Genomic DNA, 22,167 nt, shown 5'->3' on the forward strand with positions numbered 1-22,167 from the left:
CCACGAACCACTCCACCTACCGCATCACCTTCCGCATCACCTTCCGCATCGTGCGTCACTTCTCCCGGGGGTCTTCCATGCTGCTCGTCACCGGTGTCTCCGGCGGGCTCGGCCAACTCGTCGCCGAGCGTCTCGCGGACCGCGACGACGTCGTACTCGGCACGCGCGCGCCGCTGCCCGGCGCCCGGCGCGTCGACTTCGACGACCCCGAGTCCCTGCCGCAGGCGTTCGCCGGGGTCGACACCCTGCTGCTGATCTCCGCCGGTGACGGCGAGGACGACAGCGTGATCGCCCGCCACGACGGCGCGATCTCGGCAGCCGAACAGGCGGGGGTGCGCCACGTCGTCTACACCAGCCTCACCGGCGCGGGCGACCACCTGCCGTACGCCCTCGCCCACCGCTGGACCGAGCGCCGCCTGAGCGCGTCCACTTCTTTGAAGTGGACGGTCCTGCGCAACGGGCTCTACTCCGAGCTCCTCGCCTTCCTCGCCGCCCCCGGCGCCGACGGCCGCCTCACCGCACCCCTGGCCGACGGCCGCCTCGCGGCGGTGGCCCGCGCCGACCTGGCCGAGATCGCGGCCCGCGTCGCCCTCGACCCCACCCCGCACGCGGGCCGGGTCTACGAACTGGTCGGTCCCCGTGCCCTCGGCGGCGCCGAGCTGGCCGCCGTGACCGGGACTGCGTTCGAGCCCGAGACCCTGGCCGCGGCACGCCAGCGGATCTCCGCGTCCGGGGCGCTGGACTTCCAGGTGCCGATGCTGGTCGGCACCTACTCGGCGATCGCCGGCGGCTTCCTCGCCACCACGGACATGGGCGAGCTGCGCGATCTCCTGGGCCGTGCGCCGCTCGATCCACTGGACGTGTACGCGGAGGCCGTGACGGCCGTGGTGGGGGCGGCGGCCGACCGGTAGCGCCGCCCGGTAGCGCCGCCCGGCGCCGCGCCGCGGAACGCCGTTGTCAGTGGCCGGTGCCACACTCGCACTCGTGGACGAGAAATGGGCACTGGACCCCACCGAGGACGGCGGCGCGCGGCTCGTCGCCCTCGGGCGGGACGGGCTGCCCGAGGGGCCCGTGGTGCACGAGCCCGATCTGGCCGGGGCGGTCCGGGCGCGGCCTGACGTGGGGCGCTGGGTGTGGCGCTCGACCGCCGACCTCTACCCGCGTCTGCTCTCCGCCGGCGTCCGCGTCGAGCGGTGCTACGACATCGAGGCCGCCGAGCTGCTCCTCCTCGGCCACGAGGGCCGCCTCGGGGAGCCGCGCTCGGCAGCGGCCGCCTGGGCCCGGCTGCGCCACCTGCCCGTACCGGCGGACCCGCCCGCCCGCGCCGCCGAGCCCGGCCGCCAGTCCCCCCTCTTCGAGCCGCCGAGCGGCACCGCCCTGCCGCTCGAAGCCCTGGTCGAGGTGTACGCGGAGCAGCAGCGGCGGCATGAGAAGGCCGAGCACCCCGGCCGGATGCGGCTGCTCACCGCCTCCGAGTCCGCCGGGATGCTGGTGGCCGCCGAGATGAACCGGGCGGGCCTGCCCTGGCGCGCGGACGTCCACCGCGCGCTGCTGCACGAACTGCTCGGCGAGCGGTACGCGGGCGGCGGCGAGCCCCGCCGGCTGGCCGAGCTCGCGGACGAGGTGTCGGCCGCGTTCGGCCGCCGGGTCCGGCCCGATCTGCCCGCCGACGTCATCAAGGCGTTCGCCGAGGCGGGCTTCCGGATTACCTCCACGCGCCGCTGGGCCCTGGAGGAGATCGACCATCCGGCCGTGGCGCCGCTGGTCGAGTACAAGAAGCTGTACCGGATCTGGACCGCGCACGGCTGGAGCTGGCTGCACGACTGGGTGCGCGACGGCCGCTTCCGCCCCGGGTACACCCCGGGAGGTTCGGTCAGCGGCCGCTGGACCACCAACGGCGGGGGCGCACTGCAGATCCCCAAGGTCATCCGGCAGGCGGTCGTTGCCGACGAGGGCTGGCGCCTGGTGGTGGCCGACGCCGACCAGATGGAGCCGCGCGTGCTCGCCGCGATCTCCCGCGACCCGGGGCTGATGGAGGTGGCCGGGCACGACGGCGACCTCTACACGTCCCTGTCCGACCGCGCCTTCTCCGGCGACCGCGACCACGCGAAGCTCGCACTTCTTGGCGCGATCTACGGGCAGACGTCCGGCGACGGCCTCAAGAACCTCGCCGCCCTGCGCCGCCGTTTCCCCCGGGCCGTGGCGTATGTGGACGACGCCGCGAAGGCGGGCGAGGAAGGCCGTCTCGTACGGACCTGGCTCGGCCGCACCAGCCCGCCTGCGGCCGGGGCGGGCGACGACGGCGAGGCGGGCCTACCCCAGGAGGGCGGCGCTGAACTTCCTTCCCCGGACGGCGAGTTCACCCCCGGATACGCGTCCACCAACGCCCGGGCCCGAGGCCGCTTCACCCGCAACTTCGTCGTCCAGGGCAGCGCCGCCGACTGGGCGCTGCTGCTGCTCGCCGCGCTGCGCCAGGAGCTCGCCGCCGCGGGGACGCGGGCCGAGCTGGTCTTCTTCCAGCACGACGAGGTCGTCGTGCACTGCCCTGAGGCCGAGGCCCCCCAGGTCGTGAAGGCGATCCGCACGGCGGGCGAGCTGGCCGGCCGGATCGCCTTCGGCGAGACCCCGGTGAGGTTCCCGTTCACGACGGCGGTGGTGGAGCGGTACTCGGAGGCGAAGTGAGCGCCCACGGCGCCCCATAGGGACGCGGGGCCGTGACCTATGCGGCTCCGCCGCGATGGAGGCCCCCCCTGTTCGAGCGAAGCCGAGAACTTGGGGAGCGACAAGCCACAGCCGGTCCGCAGCCGAATCACCACACCTCCCAGCGGATCGCTCAGCTCAGCTTCTCCCACTTCGGATCGAGCGCTATCGCCTTCAGCTGGGACATCGTCAGTGCGGGAGTGGCGCGGGTCGCCGGGGCGTTCTGGTTGCCCGTGTTGAACGCGCTGATGACCACGCGGAGGTCGTTCCTGCGGATCGTGTCGACCGTCCACCACACCACGCCCGCGCCGCCCTTCTCGCCCGGGCGCTGTTCCTCGCCGACCCGGGTGCCGTCGGGGAGCGTCGACACCGTGCCCTGCAGCGGGACGTCTCCCATCCCGGGCTGGACGTTGATGCCGACCAGGCTCTTGCCCTTGCCGTCGTCCACGACCGCGAACGCGTAGCCACCCTGGTTTCCCTGGTCGACGACCTTGAGTTTCTTCGGCAGGGAGGCGACCAGCTTGGCCTGCATCGAGGCCCCGCTCGGCTCGGCCGGGTGCACCGCCTCCGGGCGCGGCACCTTCGCACCCGCCATGGTCGTCTTCCACACCTCGGCCGTGACCAGCGCCTTCATCTGCGCTCCGGTCAGCGGCGGGTCGACGCGGCTTATCTTCGCGCCCTTCTCCGCGGGCGCGTTGTGCTCGCTCGCGTCGACCAGTACGCCCTTCGGGGTGACCAGCGTGGCCCGCCAGCTCTTCGTCTCCTCGCGGCGGTCCGGGTACTCGTACCCCTGGAAGAACATGAACCGCGAGCCGTCGGGCAGCACTTCGGCAGCGCAGTGGTCGTAGTCCGTGATCGCCTTCGACGGGCAGGCCACATACCCGGTGGCGCCCTGGCCCGCCGGATCGATCGTGCTCAGCGAGATCCCGATCGACCCCTTGCCCTTGCCGTCGTCGAAGACGACCGACGCGGCCGGCATCTTGGGCTTGTCGGCCGGGCCACCTGTGCCACTGCCCTGCTCGTCACTGGTCTTCCCCTGCGGGAGGAGCGAGATGAGGTTCTTGATCATCTGTTCGGCGTCGACCGACACCCCCTCCGGGAGAGTCGACTTGGGCGGCGCCGCCACGGACGCGGCCGCACCGCCCGAGCCCCCCGAGCCGCCGGACGAGCCGCCGACCAGCCCGCCCGCCCAGGCGCCGCCGAGGCCCACCGCGGCCAGCGCCACCACACTGCCGGTCACCGTGGCGGCCCGGCGCCGGGCCAACCGGCGGCGGCCGCTGATCAAGGCGCCGTCGAGCAGCGCGTGGCTGTCCTGCGGGACGAAGCCGTCGCCGGTGCTGCGCATCGCGTCGCCGAGCTGGTCTTCAAAAGGCATGGTGGAACCCCACTCCTCGCTTCGTGCTCAGTGGTCGGTGGTCAGTCGTGTGTGGTGCGTGGTGCGTGGTCGTCAGAGCGCTGCGAGTTCCGCCAGGCTGCCGCCCAGGTGTTCGCGCAGCTTCGCCAGCGCGCGCACCGAGCGGGTGCGGACCGCGGCCGAGCTGACCCGCATCGCCTCGGCCGTCTCCTCGACGCTGCGGTCCTCCCAGTACCGCAGGACCACCACCGCGCGGTCCTTGGGCGCGAGCCGGGCGAGCGCGTCGAGCAGCGCGAGCCGCAGGGCCGGGTCCCCGTCCGTGGTCACGGGCCGGTCCGGCAGTTCCCCTATGGGCTGTTCGTCGGCCGAGCGCCGTCGCCGGTGGGTGAGGAACGTGCGCACGAGGATCGTCTGCGCGTATCCCGCGGGGTTGTCGATCCGGGAGATCCGGCCCCACAGCGCATACATCCGGCCCAGCGTCTCCTGCACCAGGTCTTCGGCGAGATGAGTGTCTCCACTGGTCAGCAGGCACGCGGCGCGGAAGAGGTGGTTCGCTCTGCCTGACGCGAACTCCAGGAACTCATCCGTACGCGCTTGTCTCGGCTGCCTCGGCTGCCCCAGCTTTCTCATGCTCTCCCCCGACCCGTTGACCTCCCCTACACCTCATTGACGCGACGGGGGCCCGGGAATGTTTCACCCGGCTTCCGCCGCGACCCGCCCCTCCCCGTCCTCCCGCGCGCCCACCCCGGCGCCCTGCCCCGCGTCCAGACCCGCGTCCAGACCCGCGTTTAGCCCCGCCAGCAGCCCCGCCACCTCCGCGTACGCCTTCGGGTCGCCGCCCTCCAGGGCCGTCAGCGCCAGCTCCCACTGGACCCGCGCCTGCGCGAGACGGCCGCGCGACCGCTCCAGGCGGCCGTATTCACGCCTGCCCAGCCCCTCGGTGTACGCGTCGCACCGCTCGACGGCCTGGTCGAGCAGGTCCGCGCAGGCGGCGTACGCCTCGTCGGTACGGCCCAGTTCACCCAGGACCCGGACCAGGCCGACCGCGGACTGGGAGCGCCCGTGCCAGTCACCTTGTTCGCCGAGGATCCGCAGCGCCCGCTCGAAGTGGCCGAGGGCGGCCGCCCATTCGCCCAGGGTGAGGTGGGCGTACCCGATGTTGCAGTGCGCGGTGTGCGCCAGGAGCTCGCTGCCGATGCGGCCGCCGGTCGCGAGGCTGCGCTCGTGGTAGGCGATGGCCACGCGCGCGTCGGTGTGCTCATGCAGGTTGCCGAGGTGGCTGAGGATGATCGCCTCGCCGTAGGCGTCGTCGAGCTCGCGGGTCAGGGCCAGGCTCCGCTGGAGCGGCTCGGCGGCCTCGGCGTGCCGGCCCAGGCGCTCCAGGAGCATGCCGCGGTTGGCGAGGGTGCGCTGGGTGCGGCCCCGCTCCCCGAGTTCCTGCCAGAGCGCGATCGCCTCGTCGTTGAGGGCCAGGGCCTCCTCGATGCGGCTGGCCAGGAAGTTCGCCCCGGCCAGGTCCCCGAGGGCGTGCGCCTGCGCGACCCGGTCGCCGCTCGTCCGGGCGGCGCTCAGGACGAACCGGTTGAGGTGGCGCAGCGCGGCGTATTTGCCCCGGTACTGGAGATGGCTGAAGTACGCTCTGACCAGCAGGAACACGGTCGGCGAGCAGCGCGCGTACCGCTCGGTGAGCGTCAGGACGGCGGGCAGTTCGCGGTCCCCCCAAGCCAGCGCGGCCGCGGTGTCCGGGAACGGGGCGGCGTCCCCGACGGGCTCGGGTACGCGCGCGGGGCCCTCGCGTTCGGGCGGGGACAGGGCCAGGCCGCTCTGCCGGGCGGCCTCGGCGTACCAGCGCAGCCCGCGCTCGACGGCGGCCTCCCGACCGTCGTCCCGGGCGGCCAACTCACGGGCGAAGTCGCGGACCAGGTCGTGTGGCGCGTACCGCCCGTACGAGATCTCCTCCAGGAGCGCCACCTCGACGAGGCGGTCGAGGGCGTCCCCCGCCCGCCGCTCCGGCAGGCCCATCAGCCGGGCGACGACGGGGACTTCGTACGCGGGCAGGTCCAGCGCTCCCAGGCGGCGCAGCGCGAGCGCCGCGTCCGGGTCGAGCGCGCCGAGGGCGACGGCGAGCGAGCGGCGCACGCTCAGGTCGTCGTACTCCAGGTGGTCGAGGCGCCCGTCCTGGGCGTCGAGGAGTCCGGCGAGCGCGTCGGGGCTGAGCGCGCTGCGGGCGGCGAGCCGGGCGGCCGCTACCCGCAGCGCCAGCGGCAGCCGTCCGCAGAGCTCGACCAGCCTGGCGGCGCCGTCGGCCAGTTGGCGCCCGGAGATCGCCCGGAGCAGGCCGAGGCTCTCGGCGGCCGTCATCGGGGCGAGCGGGAAGCGGGTCGCGCCGTCGAGCGCGGCCAGCGGCGACCGGCTGGTCACGACCACCGCGCAGCCGTCCCCCGCGGGCAGCAGCGGCCGCACCTGGGCGGCGGAGGCCGCGTCGTCGAGGACGAGGAGCGTACGGGTCGGGGCGAGCCGGGAGCGCAGCAGTGCGGCGGCCGCGTCGGGGGTGTCGGGAACGTTGCGGGAGTCGACGCCCAGTGCGTTGAGCAGCGCGGCGAGCGCCTGGATCGGCGGGAGCGGGGGGAGCCCCGGGGTCGCGCCGCGCAGGTTCAGATACAGCTGCCCGTCCGGGAACTCCTCGCGCAGGGCGTGCGCCACTTGGACGGCGAGCGCGCTCTTGCCGACCCCGGCCATGCCGGTGATCACGGCGAGGGTGGCGGCGGGCGCGCTCTCGTGCCGGGCGGCGCATCCGGGCGGCGCGGGGACGCGGCCCGGCCGTGCCGGGGCACCAGGTCCGGCGAGCGCGGAGAGGGCCGCGAGGGCGGCCGGGTAGGCGGGGGCGCGCGGGGTGCCTACGGGAGTGCTCGGGGGCGCGGGCACCCCGGCGGGCGCCTCCGGCTGCCGCCGCCGCTGGGTCAGGGCGGTCCAGAGCTGCGCCACCAGGTCGTCGCGGCCGGTGAAATGGGCTGGCCGGGGCGGAAGTTGGGCCGGGGCGGGCAGCTCGGCGCGCGGGTCGGGCTCCCGCAGGATCTCCCGGTGCGCCTCCTGGACGGCGGGCCCCGGGTCGACGCCCACCTCCTGGACCAGGGTGCGGCGCAGCCGCTGGTGCACGGCGAACGCCTCCGCCTGCCGCCCGGTGCGGTGCAGCACCAGCATCAGCTGCCGGTGGAAGGCCTCGCGCAGCGGGAACGCGGCGGTCAGCGCCGCCAGTTCCGGCCCGATCCCCTCATGGCGGCCGAGCCGCAGCTCCGCCTCGTACTTCCACTCCAGGACGAGCAGCCGGGTCTCGCCGAGCCGCTGGACGAGGGCGGGCTCGCCGTCGGCCGGGTCGTAGAGCCCGCCGAGCGGCGCGCCGCGCCACAGCGCGAGGGCGGCGGCGGTCTCCTCGGCCACCAGCGGCCAGTCGCCCCGGTTGTGCGCGGCGAGCGCCACGCGCGCGTGGTCCTCGAAGACCTGGGTGTCGAGCTCGCCCGGATCGACCCGCAGGACGTATCCCGGCGGCACGGCCCGTACCCGGTCCTCGGAGTCGAGCAGCCGCCGCAGCCTGGCGACGTGGTTGTGCAGTGACGCGGTGGCGGAGGCGGGCGGCTCGCCGCCCCACAGGGCCAGCTTCAGATCGTCACTGGGGACGACCCGGCCGGGCCGCATCAGAAGGGCGGCGAGCAGGGACCGGACCTTGCCGCCGCCGACGGGCTCGCCCCCCACGGTCAGCGGGCCGAGCAGGCCGAACCGCACGCACACCCCGACCTCCACCGGTTTCCCCACTGCCCGTCCACCGGCTGCCCCGTTGACCGTTGGCCACATGTTAGCGATCTGTTGGTGGGCGCTGATTAGATCTGTCCATCGGATCCGGTCCGCCGGCGCTCGGTGGAGAACCACACTCGGGGGAGTGTCGCCGTCGGAACGGATCTGAAGGACAGAGAGGTCCTCGGGCATCCCAGGTGAGTGCCCGGGGACCTCGTCCTGCCCGCGTCCACGGACGCCTCTTCGCCACTCGGTCCGCGCCTGCTCGGCGACGCGGGACGACCGCTGACCGGCACCAGCGATTTTGCGCCAATTTTACGATCGCGTACAACCTTTGGGCCGCCCGAGCGTCCTAGTCGGCCTCTCCGTCGAGCAGCGACGCGATGTACTCCTCCAGCCGCCCGGTAAGCAGCTCCGGCGTCAGGTCCGTGCGCCCGAGCTCCCGCCACGGGCCCGCGACCTTCTCGGCGTCCGGCGCGTATGCCAGCGCGTCCAGGAGCTGCCAGTGGAGCAGGCCGCCGCCGAGCCGTCCGCCCCCGGCGGTGTACCGCGCCACGAACTCCCGCGCCGCCGCTACCCCGTGCAGCAGCGCGAGCGCCGTCGAGCAGTGCGCCACATCGAGCGCGGCCGGGCCCCACGACGTCTCCACCCAGTCGACGACCCCGCTGATCCGCAGCCCGTCGCCCACGCCGCTGAACAGCACGTTCCCCGGGTGGAAGTCCCGGTGCAGGAAGCACCCCTCGTACGGGGGCGGCGGCTGCCGGATGACGTCGACCGCCCGGCGCCAGACGTCGGGCCGCCGGGTGTCCGCCGGGACGCGCACCCGGTCGGCGGAGGTCCACGGCTCGTACTCCCGGGGCCGGCCGGCCTCCGCCACCCGGACGCCGTGGATGTCCAGCAACTGCCGCGCGAGCAGCCCGATCCGGCGCTCCAGACCGTCCTCGTCGAGCCGGACCGCGCCGTCCAGGCGGGTCATCAGCAGCGAGGGATGGTCGCAGTGCTCGCCCTGCGGGTCGGCCGCCACGAGTACGGGCGCGGGCACGTCCGTCCCGGCCAGCAGCCCGAGCACCGCGGCCTCGCGCGCGAGGAGACCGGCCGCGTGCCGCCGGTAGAAGGGCTTGGCGAAGGAGCGCAGCACCAACTCGCGCACGGGAGTGGCTTGTTCTGCATCTAGCCCGTCGACGCCTTCCGTACGGACCAGCCGCATCTGCGACGTCCATCCGCCCCGCAGCGCCACCGCGTCCCGGACCCGCTCGCCCTCCGGCAGTGTCTTGTCGACCCAGCGGCGGGTCAGCTCCCAGCCGTCCGCGCCCAGATCGTCCAGGACCGCGTCCACGAACCGGCCGCGCTCGACCGGGTGCTCCCTGAACCACACCCCGAGCCGGTGGTGCGCGCCCTCGAAGGCGAGACGGGTGAAGCGGGACTCGTTCCCGGCGGCCAGCGCCTGTGTCACGGCCTCCGTGACGGCGTACGGAATGATCTCGTCCACTTCTGGTACGGCCAGGACCACCCGGGTGCGCAGCGTCCGGAAGACGTCCAGGGCGCGCGAGCCCCGCCAGCTGTCGGGCGTACGGAGGATCTCGGTGAAGCGCGAGACGGGCGCCCCCGGCGGGGTCCCCGGCGCTCCCGGCTCGGCCCCGAACGGCTCGGACCAGGCCGCGTCCGCGTACACGGCGGGCGCGCACAGCCCGATGCCCGCGACCCGGGAGCCGTAGTGCGCGGCCAGATCGGCGACGGTCTGGCCGCTCATGCTGAAGCCGGTCAGGACCAGGCTCTGGCCGGGCGGAACGTAGGCGTCGACAGCCTCCCGTGCCTGCCGGAACCGGCGCTCCAGGCTCAGCTCCGCGAGGTCACCGCTGGAGGCGCCGTGCCCGGAGAAGTCGAGGGCGAGGACGCGGTGGCCACGGGAGCGGAAGTCCTCCGCCAGCTCCGCGAGCCGCGCCTTGTCGCCGATTCCGGCGCCGTGCAGCAGGACGACCGTGACGGAGGGGATCACTCCGCCGGGCTCCGCCACCGCGCAGCTGATCCGCTCCCCGTCGAACTCCCCGACCAGCTCCGTAACTTCGGCCACTTCAGCCACGCCCCCTCATGATCGCCGTGCCGTCCACCCTAAAGTCCCTCAAGTCCCCGAAGTTCATGAAGTCCATGAAGTCATGGCGCCGGAGGCAGCGCGCGGCACAAGGCGTCCAGAGCCGCCTGATAGGCGTGGTCGGGCGGGGTGGCATAGCCGACGACCAGACCGTCCTGAGCCGGCATGGCCGCGTCCGGGTGGCGGTAGCCGGCGAGCCCGTCGAGCGCGATCCCCTGCCAGGCCGCGGCCTTCAGGACCGCCCGCTCGGTGCCCGGCGGCAGCCGCAGCACGGCGTGCAGTCCGGCCGCGATCCCGGCCGCCGTGATGTGCGGGGCGTGCTCGTCGAGGGCGGCGAGGAGCTGGTCGCGGCGGCCCCGGTAGTGCTGCCGCATCCGCCGTACGTGCCGGTCGTAGCCGCCGCTCTCGATCAGGTCCGCGAGGGTCAGCTGGTCCAGGACGCTCGCCCACGCCTCGCGCTGGCCCTTGGCCGCGAGCACCGGGTCGACGAGCTGCTCGGGCAGCACCATCCAGCCGAGCCGCACCGCCGGGGACAGGCTCTTGCTGACCGAGCCGATGTAGAGGACCCGCTCGGGATCGAGCCCCTGCACCGCACCGACCGGCTCGCGGTCGTAGCGGAACTCGCCGTCGTAGTCGTCCTCCAGGATCACCCGGCCCCGGGCGCGTGCCCAGTCGACGACGGCCGCGCGCCGCTCCGGGTGCAGCGGTCCGCCGGTCGGGAACTGGTGGGCGGGGGTGAGCAGCGCGGCCCGTACGCCCTTGAGCGCCGGCTGTTCCGCCAGCTCCGCCACCGTCGCGCCCTGCTCGTCGAGCCCGACCGGCACGGTCCGTACGCCCGCCGCCGCGAGCAGCGAGCGGTGGAAGGCGAGTCCGTACGACTCCACGGCGAGCGGACCGCGCAGCACCTGGCCGCCGAAGAGCAGCCGCAGGGCGTGGGCGAAGCCGGAGCAGATCACGATGCGCTCGGGCGTGGTCCGTACGCCCCGCACCCGCGCCAGATACCCGGCGAGCGCCCGGCGCAGCTCGATGCGGCCCTGCGGGTCGCCCGGCCCGAACGCCTCATTGGGGGCCGCGTTGAGCGAGCGGCGGGCGGCCGTCAGCCAGGCGCCGCGCGGGAAGGACCCGGCGTCCGGCTGGCCCTGCATCAGGTTGTGCGCCGGGGCGGCGGTCCGGCGCGGCACCTTCTTGGGCACCCGGGCGGCCCGTACGGGCTCGGCGCGCGGGGCGACCCGGGTGCCCGAGCCCTGGCGCGCGGTCAGCCAGCCCTCGGCGACGAGCTCGGCGTACGCGTCGGCGACGGTGTTGCGGGCGAGGCCGAGGTCGGCGGCGAGCGAGCGGTACGGGGGCAGCCGGGTGCCGGGCGCGAGCCGCCCGTCCTGGACGGCGGACCGCAGCGCGCGGATGAGCGCGGCCCGCCGGCTGCCGGATCCGGCCAGTTCCACATGGAGGTCGGCACCGATCCGCTCCGCGGAATTGACCCATGAGTCCGCCATGAACACCCGCCCTGTACGTGGTCGCTACGCGTTCAGCCTAGGGGGCGCGGACACGGCCGCGGACCACGTCAAGCTCCACACTTGAACGCGGCGGCGGACCTTCCGGATCCCGAACAACCCCAGCTCCAGCGGGACTTGAGCGGCAGTCGAGGTCGCGCCGTACTGGCCAACTGCCCCACCTGTCGGCCGGAATCCGTGGCAGGATTCCGATCCCTCGGATCCAGGGGATCAACGAGGCTCACAGGGGAGAGCAAGGCATGATCACACGCAGGTCGTTCATCGGGATGGCGGGGGCCGGAGCCGCGGCCCTGTCCCTGTCGGGGTTCACCACCGCCACCGCCACCACGACGAGCCAATGGGACCGGCTGCGCGCGAATCTGACGGGCACGCTGGTGCTGCCGTCCGACTCCTCGTACGCGGCGGCCAAGACCGTCGAGTACGGCCAGTACAGCCTGACCAATCCGCAGGCCGTCGTGTACGCGGCGAACGCCACCGACGTGACGACCAGCCTGATCTTCGCCGAGTACCACGACATCCCGGTGACGGCCCGCAGCGGCGGCCACAGCGGCGGCGGCTACTCGACCACCACCGGCCTGGTCATCGACGTCTCGAAGCTCAACGCGGTGACGGGTGGCTCCGGCACGGCGACCGTCGGCGGCGGTACGCAGCTGGTCGACCTCGTCAACGGCCTCGGCGCGAGCGGCCTGGCCATCCCGGGCGGCATGTTCCCGACCGTCGCGCTCGGCGGCTTCCTCCAGGGCGGCGGCGTCGGTCTGCTCACCCGCCAGCACGGGCTCGGCGCGGACAAGGTGACCTCGGCGAAGGTCGTCCTCGCCAGCGGCCGCCAGGTCACCGCGTCCCCGACCTCCAACCCGGACCTGTACTGGGCGATCCGCGGTGGCGGCGGCGGCAACTTCGGCATCGTGACCCAGTACACGGTCACCCCGACCGCCGTCCCGAACCTGAACGTGGCCGAGCTGCTGTTCAGCTACGACCACGCGGTCGGCGCGATGCACGGCCTCACCCAGTGGCTGGAGAGCGCGCCGACCACGTTCGGCAGCCGCTCCAACATCGACCTGTTCGACTCGGCGGCGGGCAACGCCCCACTGGTGACTCTGCTCGTCACCTCGATCGGCACGCGCGCGGAGTTCGACACCGAGATCGCCCGGCTGACAGCCCTGACGGGCGCGGCCCCGATCCAGCAGAACGTCTACACGGACACCTACAAGTCCGCGATGATGAAGATCTTCGGCTGCGGCACGTACTCGCAGCAGCAGTGCCACAACAACACCTGGGACCCGGCGAACGGCAAGCTCGCCCCGTTCGGCCATGTCCTGGGCCGCGGCCGGCTGCTGAGCCGGTCGCCCTCGGAGACCGAGTGGGCCCGTCTGGTCGGCGTCTTCGACACCGAGCGCACGGCCGGCCACTTCCACAAGTTCGAGATCATGGCGCTCGGCGGCGCCGCGAACAGGGTCCCGCGCACCTCGACGGCGTACGTCCACCGCGACAGCACCCTGCTGATGTCGTACTACACGTTCGCCTACGGCATCCTCTCCGGCGACCAGCTCGCCTCCGGCCAGCGCTTCGTCGACAACGGCTTCACCGCGGTGAACCCGATCTCGAAGGGCGAGTCGTACCAGAACTTCATCGACCCGGCCCTGACGGACTGGCGCACGGCGTACTACGGCGAGAACTACGACCGCCTGTCCTACGTCAAGTCGAAGTACGACCCGTACGGGGTGTTCTCGTTCGCACAGGGCATCGACTGACGTCACCCGAGCGTCATTTGAACCCGTAAAGGCCAGGTCGGAGCGGATCCGACCTGGCCTTTCGTTACGTACCCACGACCTCCGCTTTGCGATCTCATGACTCTGGCCTCCTACGGTCAAGGAATGGCATGCGCGAGTCGCAGGGGCGCGTGCGGGATCGACGGGGGAAGGTGCCGGTGGGCGACGACGGCAAGGTTCTGGACATCAAGACGGCTGATCTGAAGCTGTCGGCGCCGGTCTTCCACGAACAGGCGAAGAACCTGAGCACGGCGCTGACGAACCTGGTGAAGGCGCTGGACGGCTTCGGCAAGCCCTGGGGCGACGACGAGCAGGGCAGCGCGTTCGGGGATGCGTACGAGCCGCAGCAGAAGGCGATCGAGCGTGGCGCCGGGATCCTGGTGCTCGGGCTGACGAGCATTCACGAGGCGATGATCGACATGTCGGACGGGCATGTGGACAACGACGAGTTGATCGCCGGGATGTTCGCCAAGGTGAACCCGCAGGACGGCCCCCAGGACGGCCCCCAGGACGCCCCTCAGGACGGTGCCGAGTGAGCATCGAGGACGAGGCCAAGAAGGTCCTGCTCAAGCTGGGCATGTGGTGGCCGGACGCGAACTCGGGCACGCTGCGGCACGCGGCGCAGGCCTGGCGCACCTTCGCGGACGCGGTCGACGACGTACGCACCCCGGTGAACAACACGGCGACCTCGCTCATCCACAACAACAAGGGTGAGGCGATCGACACCTTCACCACGTTCTGGGAGCGGTACGCCAAGGGCAAGGACGCGGGCTGGCTGAGCGATCTGGCCAAGTCGTCGCGGAAGATGGCGGACGCGCTGGAGAAGTTCGCGGACGCGGTGGACGACGCGATCACCAAGCTGTGGACGCAGATCGGCATCGACGCGGCGGTGATCGCCGGTGGCATCGCCCTGGCCTTCTTCACCGCGGGCCTGGCCTCGGGGGCGGCGGTGGCGGCCGCCGACGTGATCATCGAGATGGGCGCCACCCTGGGCGTCGCGGTCTCCACCACGGTCGCGGAGATCGCGGCGGGGACGCTGGTGGCGGCGGCGTTCGGCGGTGTCGAGTCGGTCACCGTCGACCTGGCCGTGGCCCAGCCGCTGAAGATCGCCACCGGTCTGCAGGACGGCTTCAGCCTGGACGAGATCAACCAGGCCGCCAAGGACGGCATGATCTACGGCGGGGTGCTGGGCGCCGGAAGCGGCGTGGTGAAGGCGGGAGTCGAGGGCGCGTTCACCAACCCGACACCGTTCATGCTGCGCCCGCCCTCGCTCCGCCCCGACCTGGTCGAGCTCGGGCCCGCCGCACGCAACTGCGAGCGCACCCGGTGCGTCGGAGAGCCGATCGACGTGGCGACCGGGGCGATGCTCATGTCGCAGACCGACCTGACGCTGCCCGCCTCGCTGCCGTTCGTCTTCGAGCGCACCCATCTGTCCTCCTACCGGGGCGGGGTGTGCTTCGGCCCGACCTGGATCTCCACCCTGGACGAATGCGTCCAGATCGACGGCGAGGGCGTGGTCTTCGCGGGCGCGGACGGCATGCGCCTGGTCTACCCGGTGCCGGCTCCCGGCGAGCCGGTGCTGCCGCTCAAGGGCGCCCGCTGGCCGCTGGAGTGGGACGGCGAACCGGACGGCGTGATGACGATCACCGACCCGGCCACCGGCGTGGTCCGCTCCTTCAGCACCCCGCTGAACTCCGCCACCCCCGGCGTCTTCCACCTGCCCATCGACGCCTGGCAGGACCGCAGCGGTGCCCGCATCGACATCGAGCGCAACGCCGGCGGCGTCCCCGAGGGCATCCGCCACTCCGGCGGCTACTACCTCGCCGTCGACTCCCACGGCCCGCGCATCACCGCCCTGCGCCTGCTGGAGCGGGCCCCCGACCGCTACACCGGCCAGCTCCCTCCGGACGCGGGCACCGTGGTGATGCGCTACGGATACGACGCCGCCGGAAACCTCAGCGAGGTCGTCAACTCCAGCGGCAGGCCCCTGACGTTCGCCTACGACGACCAGGGCCGTATGACCCGGTGGACCGACCGCAACGGCACCTGGTTCTCCTACGTGTACGACACACAGGGCCGGGTCGTACGCACCGACGGCGTCGACGGCATCCTCTCCGGCACGCTCACCTACGACGAGGTGGCCCGCACCACCACGTACACCGACTCACTCGGGCACTCCTCCAGCCACCGCTACAACAGCGAGGGCCTGGTCGTCGAGGAGACCGACCAACTGGGCCACACCACCCGCACGCAGTGGGACGAGTACGGCGACAATCCCCTCACCAGCACCGACCCCCTCGGCCGCACCACCCGGTACGCGTACGACGAGCACGGCAACCTCACCGAACTCACCCTGCCCGACGGCTCGGTGGCCCGCGCCGCCTACAACCCGCTCGGCCAGCCCGTCGAGGTCATCGAACCGGGCGGGGCCACCTGGCGCCACACCTACGACGAACTCGGCAACCTCCTCACCACCACCGACCCGCTGGGCGCCCGGACCACCCACAGCTGGGACGGGTCGGGCCATCTGACCGCCGTCACCGACGCCCTCGGCGGCACGCGGCGCATCACCCCGGACCCGGCCGGCCTCCCCGCCGCGATCACCGATGAGCTGGGCCGCACCACGACGGTCCGCCGCGACCCCTTCGGCCGCCCTGCCGAGGTCACCGACCCCCTCGGCCACACCACCCGCACCACCTGGACCACCGAAGGCAAACCCGCCCGGCGCGAGCACCCCGACGGCACGACGGAGTCGTGGACCTGGGACGCCGAGGGGAACCCCCTCACCCACACCGACCAGGCCGGCCACACCACCCGCCACACTCCCGCCCCGTTCGACGTCCCGGCCACCCACACCACCGCCGACGGCGCCACCTACACCTTCACCCACGACACCGAGCGCCGACTCACGGGCGTCACCAACGCCCAGGGCCTGACCTGGGCCTACACCTACGACGAAGCGGGCCGCCCGACCGCGGAGACCGACTTCAACGGCCGCACCCTCAGCTACACGTACAACGCGGCGGGCGAACTGGTCTCGCGCACCAACGGGGCAGGTGAATCCCTCCACTTCACGCGGGACCCGCTCGGCCGGATCACCGAACAGCGCTCCCCCGCGGACGACGGGACCACGACCTACGCCTACGACCCGGCCGGCCATCTGATCCGCGCGGTCAACGCCGACGCGGAGATCACCCTCGTCCGGGACGCGCTCGGCCGGGTGACGGCCGAGACGGTGAACGGCCGCACCACGACATACGCGTACGACGCCGGCGAGCGGCTCGTCAGCCGCACCACCCCGTCGGGACTGGTCTCGCGCTGGTCGTACTGCCCGACCGGCCGCGCGGTCGAACTGGCCTCGGACGCGGGCACGCTGACCTTCTCGTACGACGCGGCCGGCCGGGAGACGTCGCGCCGCATCGGCGACGGAGTCACCCTGCACCAGGACTGGGACGCCGGGGGCCGCCTCGCCGCCCAGTCCCTCACCGCCCGCTCCGACCTGGCCGACCGCCTCCTCCAGCACCGTACCTACGCCTACCGCGCGGACGGCCATCTGACCGAGATCCGCGACCTGTCCTCGGGTACGAGGAGGTTCACCACCAGCCCGGCCGGCAGGGTCACCGGCGTCCGGGCGCACGGCTGGACCGAGGCGTACGCCTACGACACGGCGGGCAACCTGACCCGTGCCGCCGCCCCCGCCGCAGCCCCAGCCGTCGAGGCCACGGGCGAGGCGAGCGGCGAGGCGCGCGGCGAAGCCATCGGCGAGCCCACCGGCGAGCGCGAGTTCTCGTTCGAGTTCGAGGGCACCCTGATCCGCCGGTCCGGGAACACGACGTACGAGCACGACGCCCAGGGCCGCCTGGTCCGCCGCACCCGCAAGCTCCTCAACGGGCAGCGCCGGAGCTGGACCTACACCTGGAGCCCCGAGGACCGCCTCACCGGGGCGGTGACCCCGGACGGAGAGCACTGGCACTACGCGTACGACCCGATGGGCCGCCGCATCGCCAAGTACCGGCTGCTCGAAGACGGCTCGACGGCCGACCGCACCGACTTCACGTGGGACGACACCCGCCTCGCCGAACAGAAGGCCCCGGGCGGCCGGGTCACCACCTGGGACTACGCCCCCGACTCCCACCGTCCCCTCACCCAGACCGATCACCGCCCCCTCGTCCGTACCGGAGGAACGTCTCTCCTGTCGTCGCTGGCCGAGGACACCACCGCCGACCGCACCGTCCGCTTCCACGCCGTCATCACCGACACCGCGGGCACCCCCACGGAACTGGTCGCCCCGGACGGCGAGTTGGCGTGGCAGCACCACCACGTCCTGTGGGGCGCCCGCCACTCCACCGCCCCGGACGACGGCACGGCCGACTGCCCCCTGCGCTTCCCCGGCCAGTACGCCGACCCCGAAACCGGACTGCACTACAACTACTTCCGCTACTACGACCCGGAAACGGCGCGCTATCTGTCCGCGGACCCCCTCGGGCTGGATCCGGCGCCGAACCACCACGGATACGTCGACACCCCGCTGTCGATGATCGACCCGCTGGGGCTGAAGACGTGCGACGAGCCGGTACCGACGTCGAAGCCCCGGACCGGGGTGAAGGGGCTCATCAAGGAGGCCCAGCTGCCGACTTCCGGCCGCATCCGGTTCGTACCGTCGCAGGACGTCAATGTGAACTCGGGCCTGCCCCGGGGAACGCGGAAGGGCTACATCGACCGCTTCGGTAACGAGTGGATCAAGGGCCCGTCGCGCACCGCGGGCCAGCCGTTCGAGTGGGACGTGCAGCTGAGCAAGAAGGGCCGGGCCCAGCTCGGCTGGCTGAGCCGTGACGGCAGCCATCTGAACGTGTCCCTGGACGGAGAGATCACCCACAAGTGAGCCCGGAGAGCCCAGAGAGACGGTGAGACAGTGGACGACGCAGGCGCCGAGACAAAGACAGAGACAGAGACAGAGACAGCAGGAAACGGAATGACCGCCATGGAACAGACCGATCAGGCCGATCAGACCCCCGAGGACGCGTTCCACTTCTACGCCGAGGTCCGCATCACCCACTCCCCGCGCCGCCCCGAACTGGCGGGCCGCCTCGGGGCGATCCTCGGCATCACCGAACCCCGCGACCCCGAGGTTCCCCCCGCCTACGCGGTCATGGTGGACGACTACGACTACACGGTGCAGTTCGAACGCCACGAACTGACCCCGACGGGCCAGGACCGCAAGCACGAGGACTACTACTAGAGCGACTGGAACGACTGGAACGACTGGAACTACGCGGTCGGTTGCAGATGAAATACGTCAAGGCTGCCTGGGACGGCGACCTCCAGGGGTTCTTCACGGACGCCACCGCGTACCTGGCGGCGCTGCCCGAACTCGAAGGAGCGCTGCCCCCCGGCGCCCGGGCCTTCGCCTCCGACGCCGACCACTACACCCGGAACGCCACCCGGTGCGTGAAGGACCTGGAGCTCTCCGACATCCGGATCGCGACGGACAAGAGCGGAACGCTCACCCTCGAATTCGCCCCCAACCAGTGGAAGCACGACGCGGGTCTTCGCATCACCTACGAAGGCGTGGCCCATTTCACACTCGCCTACGACCACGAAATCGACTGGATGCGGTCCGACGCCGTACTCCTCGACGAGATCCTCCCCACCGCCGACGGCGGCTGCACCCACGAGATAGCCCTGACCGACGCCACGATCACGGTCCGCGCCGGCGACCTCCGAGCGACCTGGGCCGAGGCCGTCGAGGCGGCGGGGGCGGGGGCGGGGTGACACCGGCCCGGCGCCGACGCCGCATCCGTTAAAAGCAAAACCCCCAGGTCACGGCGAGTGAGTCCTGAGGGTTCTACAGAGCCGCCTTCGGGATTCGAACCCGAGACCTACGCATTACGAGCTCAAGATCCTTTGTGGTGGGGGGTGCTGGTCGGTACCGGCGCGTGACAGAACATGCAGGTCAGATGGGTTCACAGCATGTTCGAGTGTCAGCCGGTGCCGACCACTCCAGAGCCGTTCGGCCTCACGATGGCCACACGGCAAGCCCCTCCATCAGCCCCTTTGCCCGGTGTCCGAAGGATTGGGAGGGGTGGCACGGACAAGCCGACGTGAGGCCATCGGCGCCAGACGCACCAGAGGGGCCGCACGGCTTGCGCCGCGCGGCCCCTCCTCACTTCCTCAGTCCTGCGCCGCCCCGCTCGCGTCGGGCTGCTGGGGACACTTCGAAGCTCGCTCCTGACCGCCCGTGGGGGGAAGGGCGTTCAGGACAGCCTCAAGGGCTATGGCCCCGGTGTCCGTGATGTGTCTGTCGTCGAGCAGGATGTCGCGCTTGTCAGCGGTCGCACGCCCTGCTGCTGGTGCGGTGTCGTCGAGTCGGGTACGGCGGACGCGGTACAAGATGCCCCCCTCGTGGCATGGCCGGCACCTTGCTCGAACACACGTCCGAGGCAAGGCTCGATCCACATTAGCGTCCATATCGCCGCAGGTCACGCGACTACGACGCTCCGTGAGGCTCCTCGGTGACCGTGATCGTCGCGTCTTCGAGGTCAAGATTCTTGAGCGCCTCTCTAACCAACGGTAGATCTTCGGGCCTTGTTCCTGGCTGGTACGCAACGACGATGGAAACCTTGGGTGTTGACATGCCGAGGATGTCGCCGGCCGTCAGCCCCACCCACTCAGCCGCCGCCGCCTTCCGCACCTCGACGGGATCAAGCCCGGTCGCCGCCGCGATGGCACCGACGATCCACTTGTCGTGCCGGTAGCTCTCGCCGTTCTTGATCTTCGCGAGGGTCGTCCACTGGAGCTTCTTGCCCGTCTCGGGGTCGACTGCCCGCTCGGCCACGCTTCGCAGGGTCGCGCCCGGGACGGCGAGCACCTCGCGAACCATGTCGGTGAAGGGCGTCGAGCTCTCGCCGCCTATGGGGGACACGGGTTCTCATCTCCGTTCTTGTCGCAGAACGCGAACGATCTTATCTAAGCAGCCATTACCCCGGAATGCACACCCTGGAACTGCGTTGACGTGCGGAATCAGCCACGACTACGTTTGTTCTTGTTCGAGAACAGCAACAGACAAACAGTCTGTACCGGGCAGCTTGTGCCCGCTGTTGTTCGTGTCCGAGAACACATGGGGGATCTTGTGTCTGTCACCTTCACCGGGCCGCCGCCGCGCAGCCGGAACACCAAGCACGCTCTGATCGCGACGGAGCTCGCCGACCGTCCGGGCGAGTGGGCGATCGTGCAGCGGCTCGCGTCGATCGCTCGGGCATCGTCGGCCGCGCAGGCCATCCGCAGCGGTCGACTGGCCGCTTACCCCGACGGCGCGTTCGAGGCGGTCGCCCGGTCTGTCGTCGAGCAGGGCCGCGTCGAGCACCGGGTCTACGCCCGTTTCGTCGGCGCCGAGCAGTGAGCGCCGCCGGTCCCCGGATCGGCAGTCTCTGCTCGGGGTACGGCGGTCTCGACATGGCCGTGCAGCAGGTGCTCGGCGGATCGGTGGCGTGGCACGTCGAGAACGACGCCAACGCCGCGGCGATCCTCGCGCACCACTGGCCCGAGGTTCCGAACCTCGGCGATCTGACCGCAGCAGACTTCGCCCTGGTCGAGCCCGTCGACATCCTTACCGCCGGGTTTCCGTGCCAGGACGTGAGCGAGGCCGGCCTCGGCGCCGGCATCGCCGCCGGTACGCGGTCCGGTCTGTGGCTGCACGTTGCCCGCGCTATCCAGTCCCTACGCCCTTCCCTGGTGGTGATCGAGAATGTCCGCGGACTCCTCTCCGCGCCGGCCCATAGCGACATGGAACGCTGCACGTGGTGCGTGGGAGACGGAGGCGGTAAGCCTGCTGTGCGCGCACTCGGCGCTGTACTCGCAGACCTGGCCCGCCTCGGGTTCGATGCGGAGTGGGCGTGCGTACGCGCATCGGAGATCGGCGCTCCCCACCGCAGAGAGCGCGTGTTCGTCGTCGCGTGGCCCGCTGCTGAAGACCCCGACCTCGAATCTCGCCTCGAACGGGGGCTCGCAGCATCCGGACAAGCGGCGCGCGGGTGGTCATGGGCCGACGCTCGCCGACGAGGTCGAGCACCTGCTGCCGACGCCCTCGGCATCGGGCCACGACGACGGGAAGGCCCCGGAAGTCTGGCGGGCGCGACGGGAACGGATGCGGGCGAAGCACCGGAACGGCATCGGTGCCCCTCCCCTGCCGCTGCTGGTGACGATGCTTCCCTCGACTGGGGGATCTACCGGGGCGCCGTCGAGCGGTGGGAGCGCCTCACCCGCTCCGCTCCCCGGGCAGTTGACGATCGCCGTCGCCTCGACCCGCCGTTCGTCGAGTGGATGCACGGACTCGACGAGGGGCATGTGACCGGCGTTCCGGGCCTCGGCCGCAACGCACAGTTGCGCGCCCTGGGGAACGGCGTCGTTGTCCGGCAGGCCGAGGCCGCGCTGCGCCTGCTCCTCGACCGCGCCGCTCTGGCGCCTGTCGCGTGATCTGCGGTTTTTGGGACGGCGCCGCCCGTTCCTACTGCCGCGCGGCAGGTACGCGCCGCTACGTCGTCGGCGACCGCTGCCCGCTTCACACACCTGCCGCCCTTGCCGGGCGGCCCGAACCGCCCGGCGACCCAAATCCCGTAAGGAGACGAACCCTTGAGCCTCGCCGCAACGGATTGGGTGTGGACCCGGTCCCGCGCCCGAGGCGCCGCTCGTCTGGTCCTGCTCGCCGTAGCTGACCGCGCCGGCGCCGACGGCGTCGCCTACGCCGGTACGGCCGCGCTCATGCAGCGGACCCGGGCCGCCCGCTCCACCGTCCGCCACGCGGTCGACGCCCTGCTCGCCTCGGGTGAGCTCGCCGTCGTCGAGGGCCGGACCGGGCCCGGCGGGGAGACGGTCTACCGTCTGCCGCTCCTCGATGAGAGGGGGGCCGAGGACCGGCCCGGACCGGATTTCGACCCGGGCCGGGAATCGGCCCCCGGG

15 protein-coding genes and 1 pseudogene are annotated in these 22,167 nt (G+C 72.3%); 10 read left to right on the top strand and 6 right to left on the bottom strand.

Annotated features, from left to right (window positions below; genetic code table 11):
* Positions 1-50 precede the first annotated feature (50 nt).
* Both ACFWA7_RS20985 and ACFWA7_RS20990 read left to right on the top strand, forming a co-directional pair.
* Positions 51-911 carry an NAD(P)H-binding protein gene (locus tag ACFWA7_RS20985; protein WP_385539560.1) on the top strand — a complete coding sequence of 287 codons (861 nt, stop codon included), beginning with the start codon at positions 51-53 and terminating at the stop codon, positions 909-911.
* A 73-nt stretch (positions 912-984) separates the two neighbouring features.
* The gene (locus tag ACFWA7_RS20990; RefSeq protein ID WP_385824501.1) at positions 985-2,682 is read left to right on the top strand and encodes a bifunctional 3'-5' exonuclease/DNA polymerase; all 1,698 of its coding nucleotides are present in this window, start codon (positions 985-987) and stop codon (positions 2,680-2,682) included.
* A 151-nt stretch (positions 2,683-2,833) separates the two neighbouring features.
* On the opposite strand, the gene ACFWA7_RS20995 is transcribed toward ACFWA7_RS20990, so the two are convergent.
* The 5 genes from ACFWA7_RS20995 to ACFWA7_RS21015 all read right to left on the bottom strand — a co-directional run bounded on the left by ACFWA7_RS20995 (position 2,834) and on the right by ACFWA7_RS21015 (position 11,425).
* Positions 2,834-4,075 (bottom strand): hypothetical protein, encoded by a 1,242-nt coding sequence (locus tag ACFWA7_RS20995; protein WP_385824503.1) that lies wholly within the window; start codon positions 4,073-4,075, stop codon positions 2,834-2,836.
* A gap of 72 nt (positions 4,076-4,147) precedes the next feature.
* On the bottom strand, positions 4,148-4,684 hold the full coding sequence (locus ACFWA7_RS21000; RefSeq protein WP_385539555.1) for a SigE family RNA polymerase sigma factor: 537 nt from the start codon (positions 4,682-4,684) through the stop codon (positions 4,148-4,150).
* Positions 4,685-4,747: 63 nt separating this feature from the next.
* On the bottom strand, positions 4,748-7,864 hold the full coding sequence (locus ACFWA7_RS21005) for a BTAD domain-containing putative transcriptional regulator (protein WP_385824505.1): 3,117 nt from the start codon (positions 7,862-7,864) through the stop codon (positions 4,748-4,750).
* A 331-nt stretch (positions 7,865-8,195) separates the two neighbouring features.
* Positions 8,196-9,914 (bottom strand): alpha/beta fold hydrolase, encoded by a 1,719-nt coding sequence (locus tag ACFWA7_RS21010; RefSeq protein WP_385824507.1) that lies wholly within the window; start codon positions 9,912-9,914, stop codon positions 8,196-8,198.
* An 80-nt stretch (positions 9,915-9,994) separates the two neighbouring features.
* Positions 9,995-11,425: a PLP-dependent aminotransferase family protein gene (locus ACFWA7_RS21015; protein ID WP_385539550.1), complete on the bottom strand. Its 1,431-nt coding sequence runs from the start codon at positions 11,423-11,425 to the stop codon at positions 9,995-9,997.
* A 257-nt stretch (positions 11,426-11,682) separates the two neighbouring features.
* On the opposite strand from ACFWA7_RS21015, the gene ACFWA7_RS21020 reads away from it, so the two are divergent.
* From ACFWA7_RS21020 to ACFWA7_RS21040, 5 genes are all read left to right on the top strand, one after another.
* Positions 11,683-13,194 (top strand): FAD-binding oxidoreductase, encoded by a 1,512-nt coding sequence (locus ACFWA7_RS21020; protein WP_385539549.1) that lies wholly within the window; start codon positions 11,683-11,685, stop codon positions 13,192-13,194.
* Between the two features lie 128 nt (positions 13,195-13,322).
* Positions 13,323-13,748, top strand: a complete 426-nt coding sequence (locus tag ACFWA7_RS21025) for a hypothetical protein (RefSeq protein ID WP_385824509.1) — start codon at positions 13,323-13,325, stop codon at positions 13,746-13,748.
* Positions 13,745-18,094: a polymorphic toxin type 17 domain-containing protein gene (locus tag ACFWA7_RS21030; protein WP_385824511.1), complete on the top strand. Its 4,350-nt coding sequence runs from the start codon at positions 13,745-13,747 to the stop codon at positions 18,092-18,094. The genes ACFWA7_RS21025 and ACFWA7_RS21030 overlap by 4 nt, the downstream gene beginning before the upstream one ends.
* 99 nt (positions 18,095-18,193) lie before the next feature.
* The gene (locus ACFWA7_RS21035) at positions 18,194-18,451 is read left to right on the top strand and encodes a hypothetical protein (RefSeq protein ID WP_385539545.1); all 258 of its coding nucleotides are present in this window, start codon (positions 18,194-18,196) and stop codon (positions 18,449-18,451) included.
* 47 nt (positions 18,452-18,498) lie between these two features.
* Positions 18,499-18,984, top strand: a complete 486-nt coding sequence (locus ACFWA7_RS21040) for a hypothetical protein (RefSeq protein WP_385824513.1) — start codon at positions 18,499-18,501, stop codon at positions 18,982-18,984.
* 715 nt (positions 18,985-19,699) lie between these two features.
* On the opposite strand, the gene ACFWA7_RS21045 is transcribed toward ACFWA7_RS21040, so the two are convergent.
* Complete coding sequence (locus ACFWA7_RS21045; protein WP_385824515.1) at positions 19,700-20,134, bottom strand: hypothetical protein; 435 nt, start codon at positions 20,132-20,134, stop codon at positions 19,700-19,702.
* Positions 20,135-20,341: 207 nt separating this feature from the next.
* Here ACFWA7_RS21045 and ACFWA7_RS21050 point away from each other — a divergent pair, with 207 nt between their 5' ends.
* The 3 genes and pseudogenes from ACFWA7_RS21050 to ACFWA7_RS21060 form a co-directional block, all read left to right on the top strand.
* A complete protein-coding gene (locus ACFWA7_RS21050) occupies positions 20,342-20,611 on the top strand; it encodes a hypothetical protein (protein ID WP_385824517.1) in 270 nt (89 codons plus the stop codon).
* 53 nt (positions 20,612-20,664) lie between these two features.
* On the top strand, positions 20,665-21,684 hold the full coding sequence (locus tag ACFWA7_RS21055; RefSeq protein ID WP_385824519.1) for a DNA cytosine methyltransferase: 1,020 nt from the start codon (positions 20,665-20,667) through the stop codon (positions 21,682-21,684).
* A gap of 156 nt (positions 21,685-21,840) precedes the next feature.
* Positions 21,841-22,167: pseudogene (locus ACFWA7_RS21060) on the top strand (helix-turn-helix domain-containing protein); the annotation flags it as partial.

Source organism: Streptomyces sp. NPDC059994 (genome assembly GCF_042737755.1).
GTDB lineage: Bacteria > Actinomycetota > Actinomycetes > Streptomycetales > Streptomycetaceae > Streptomyces.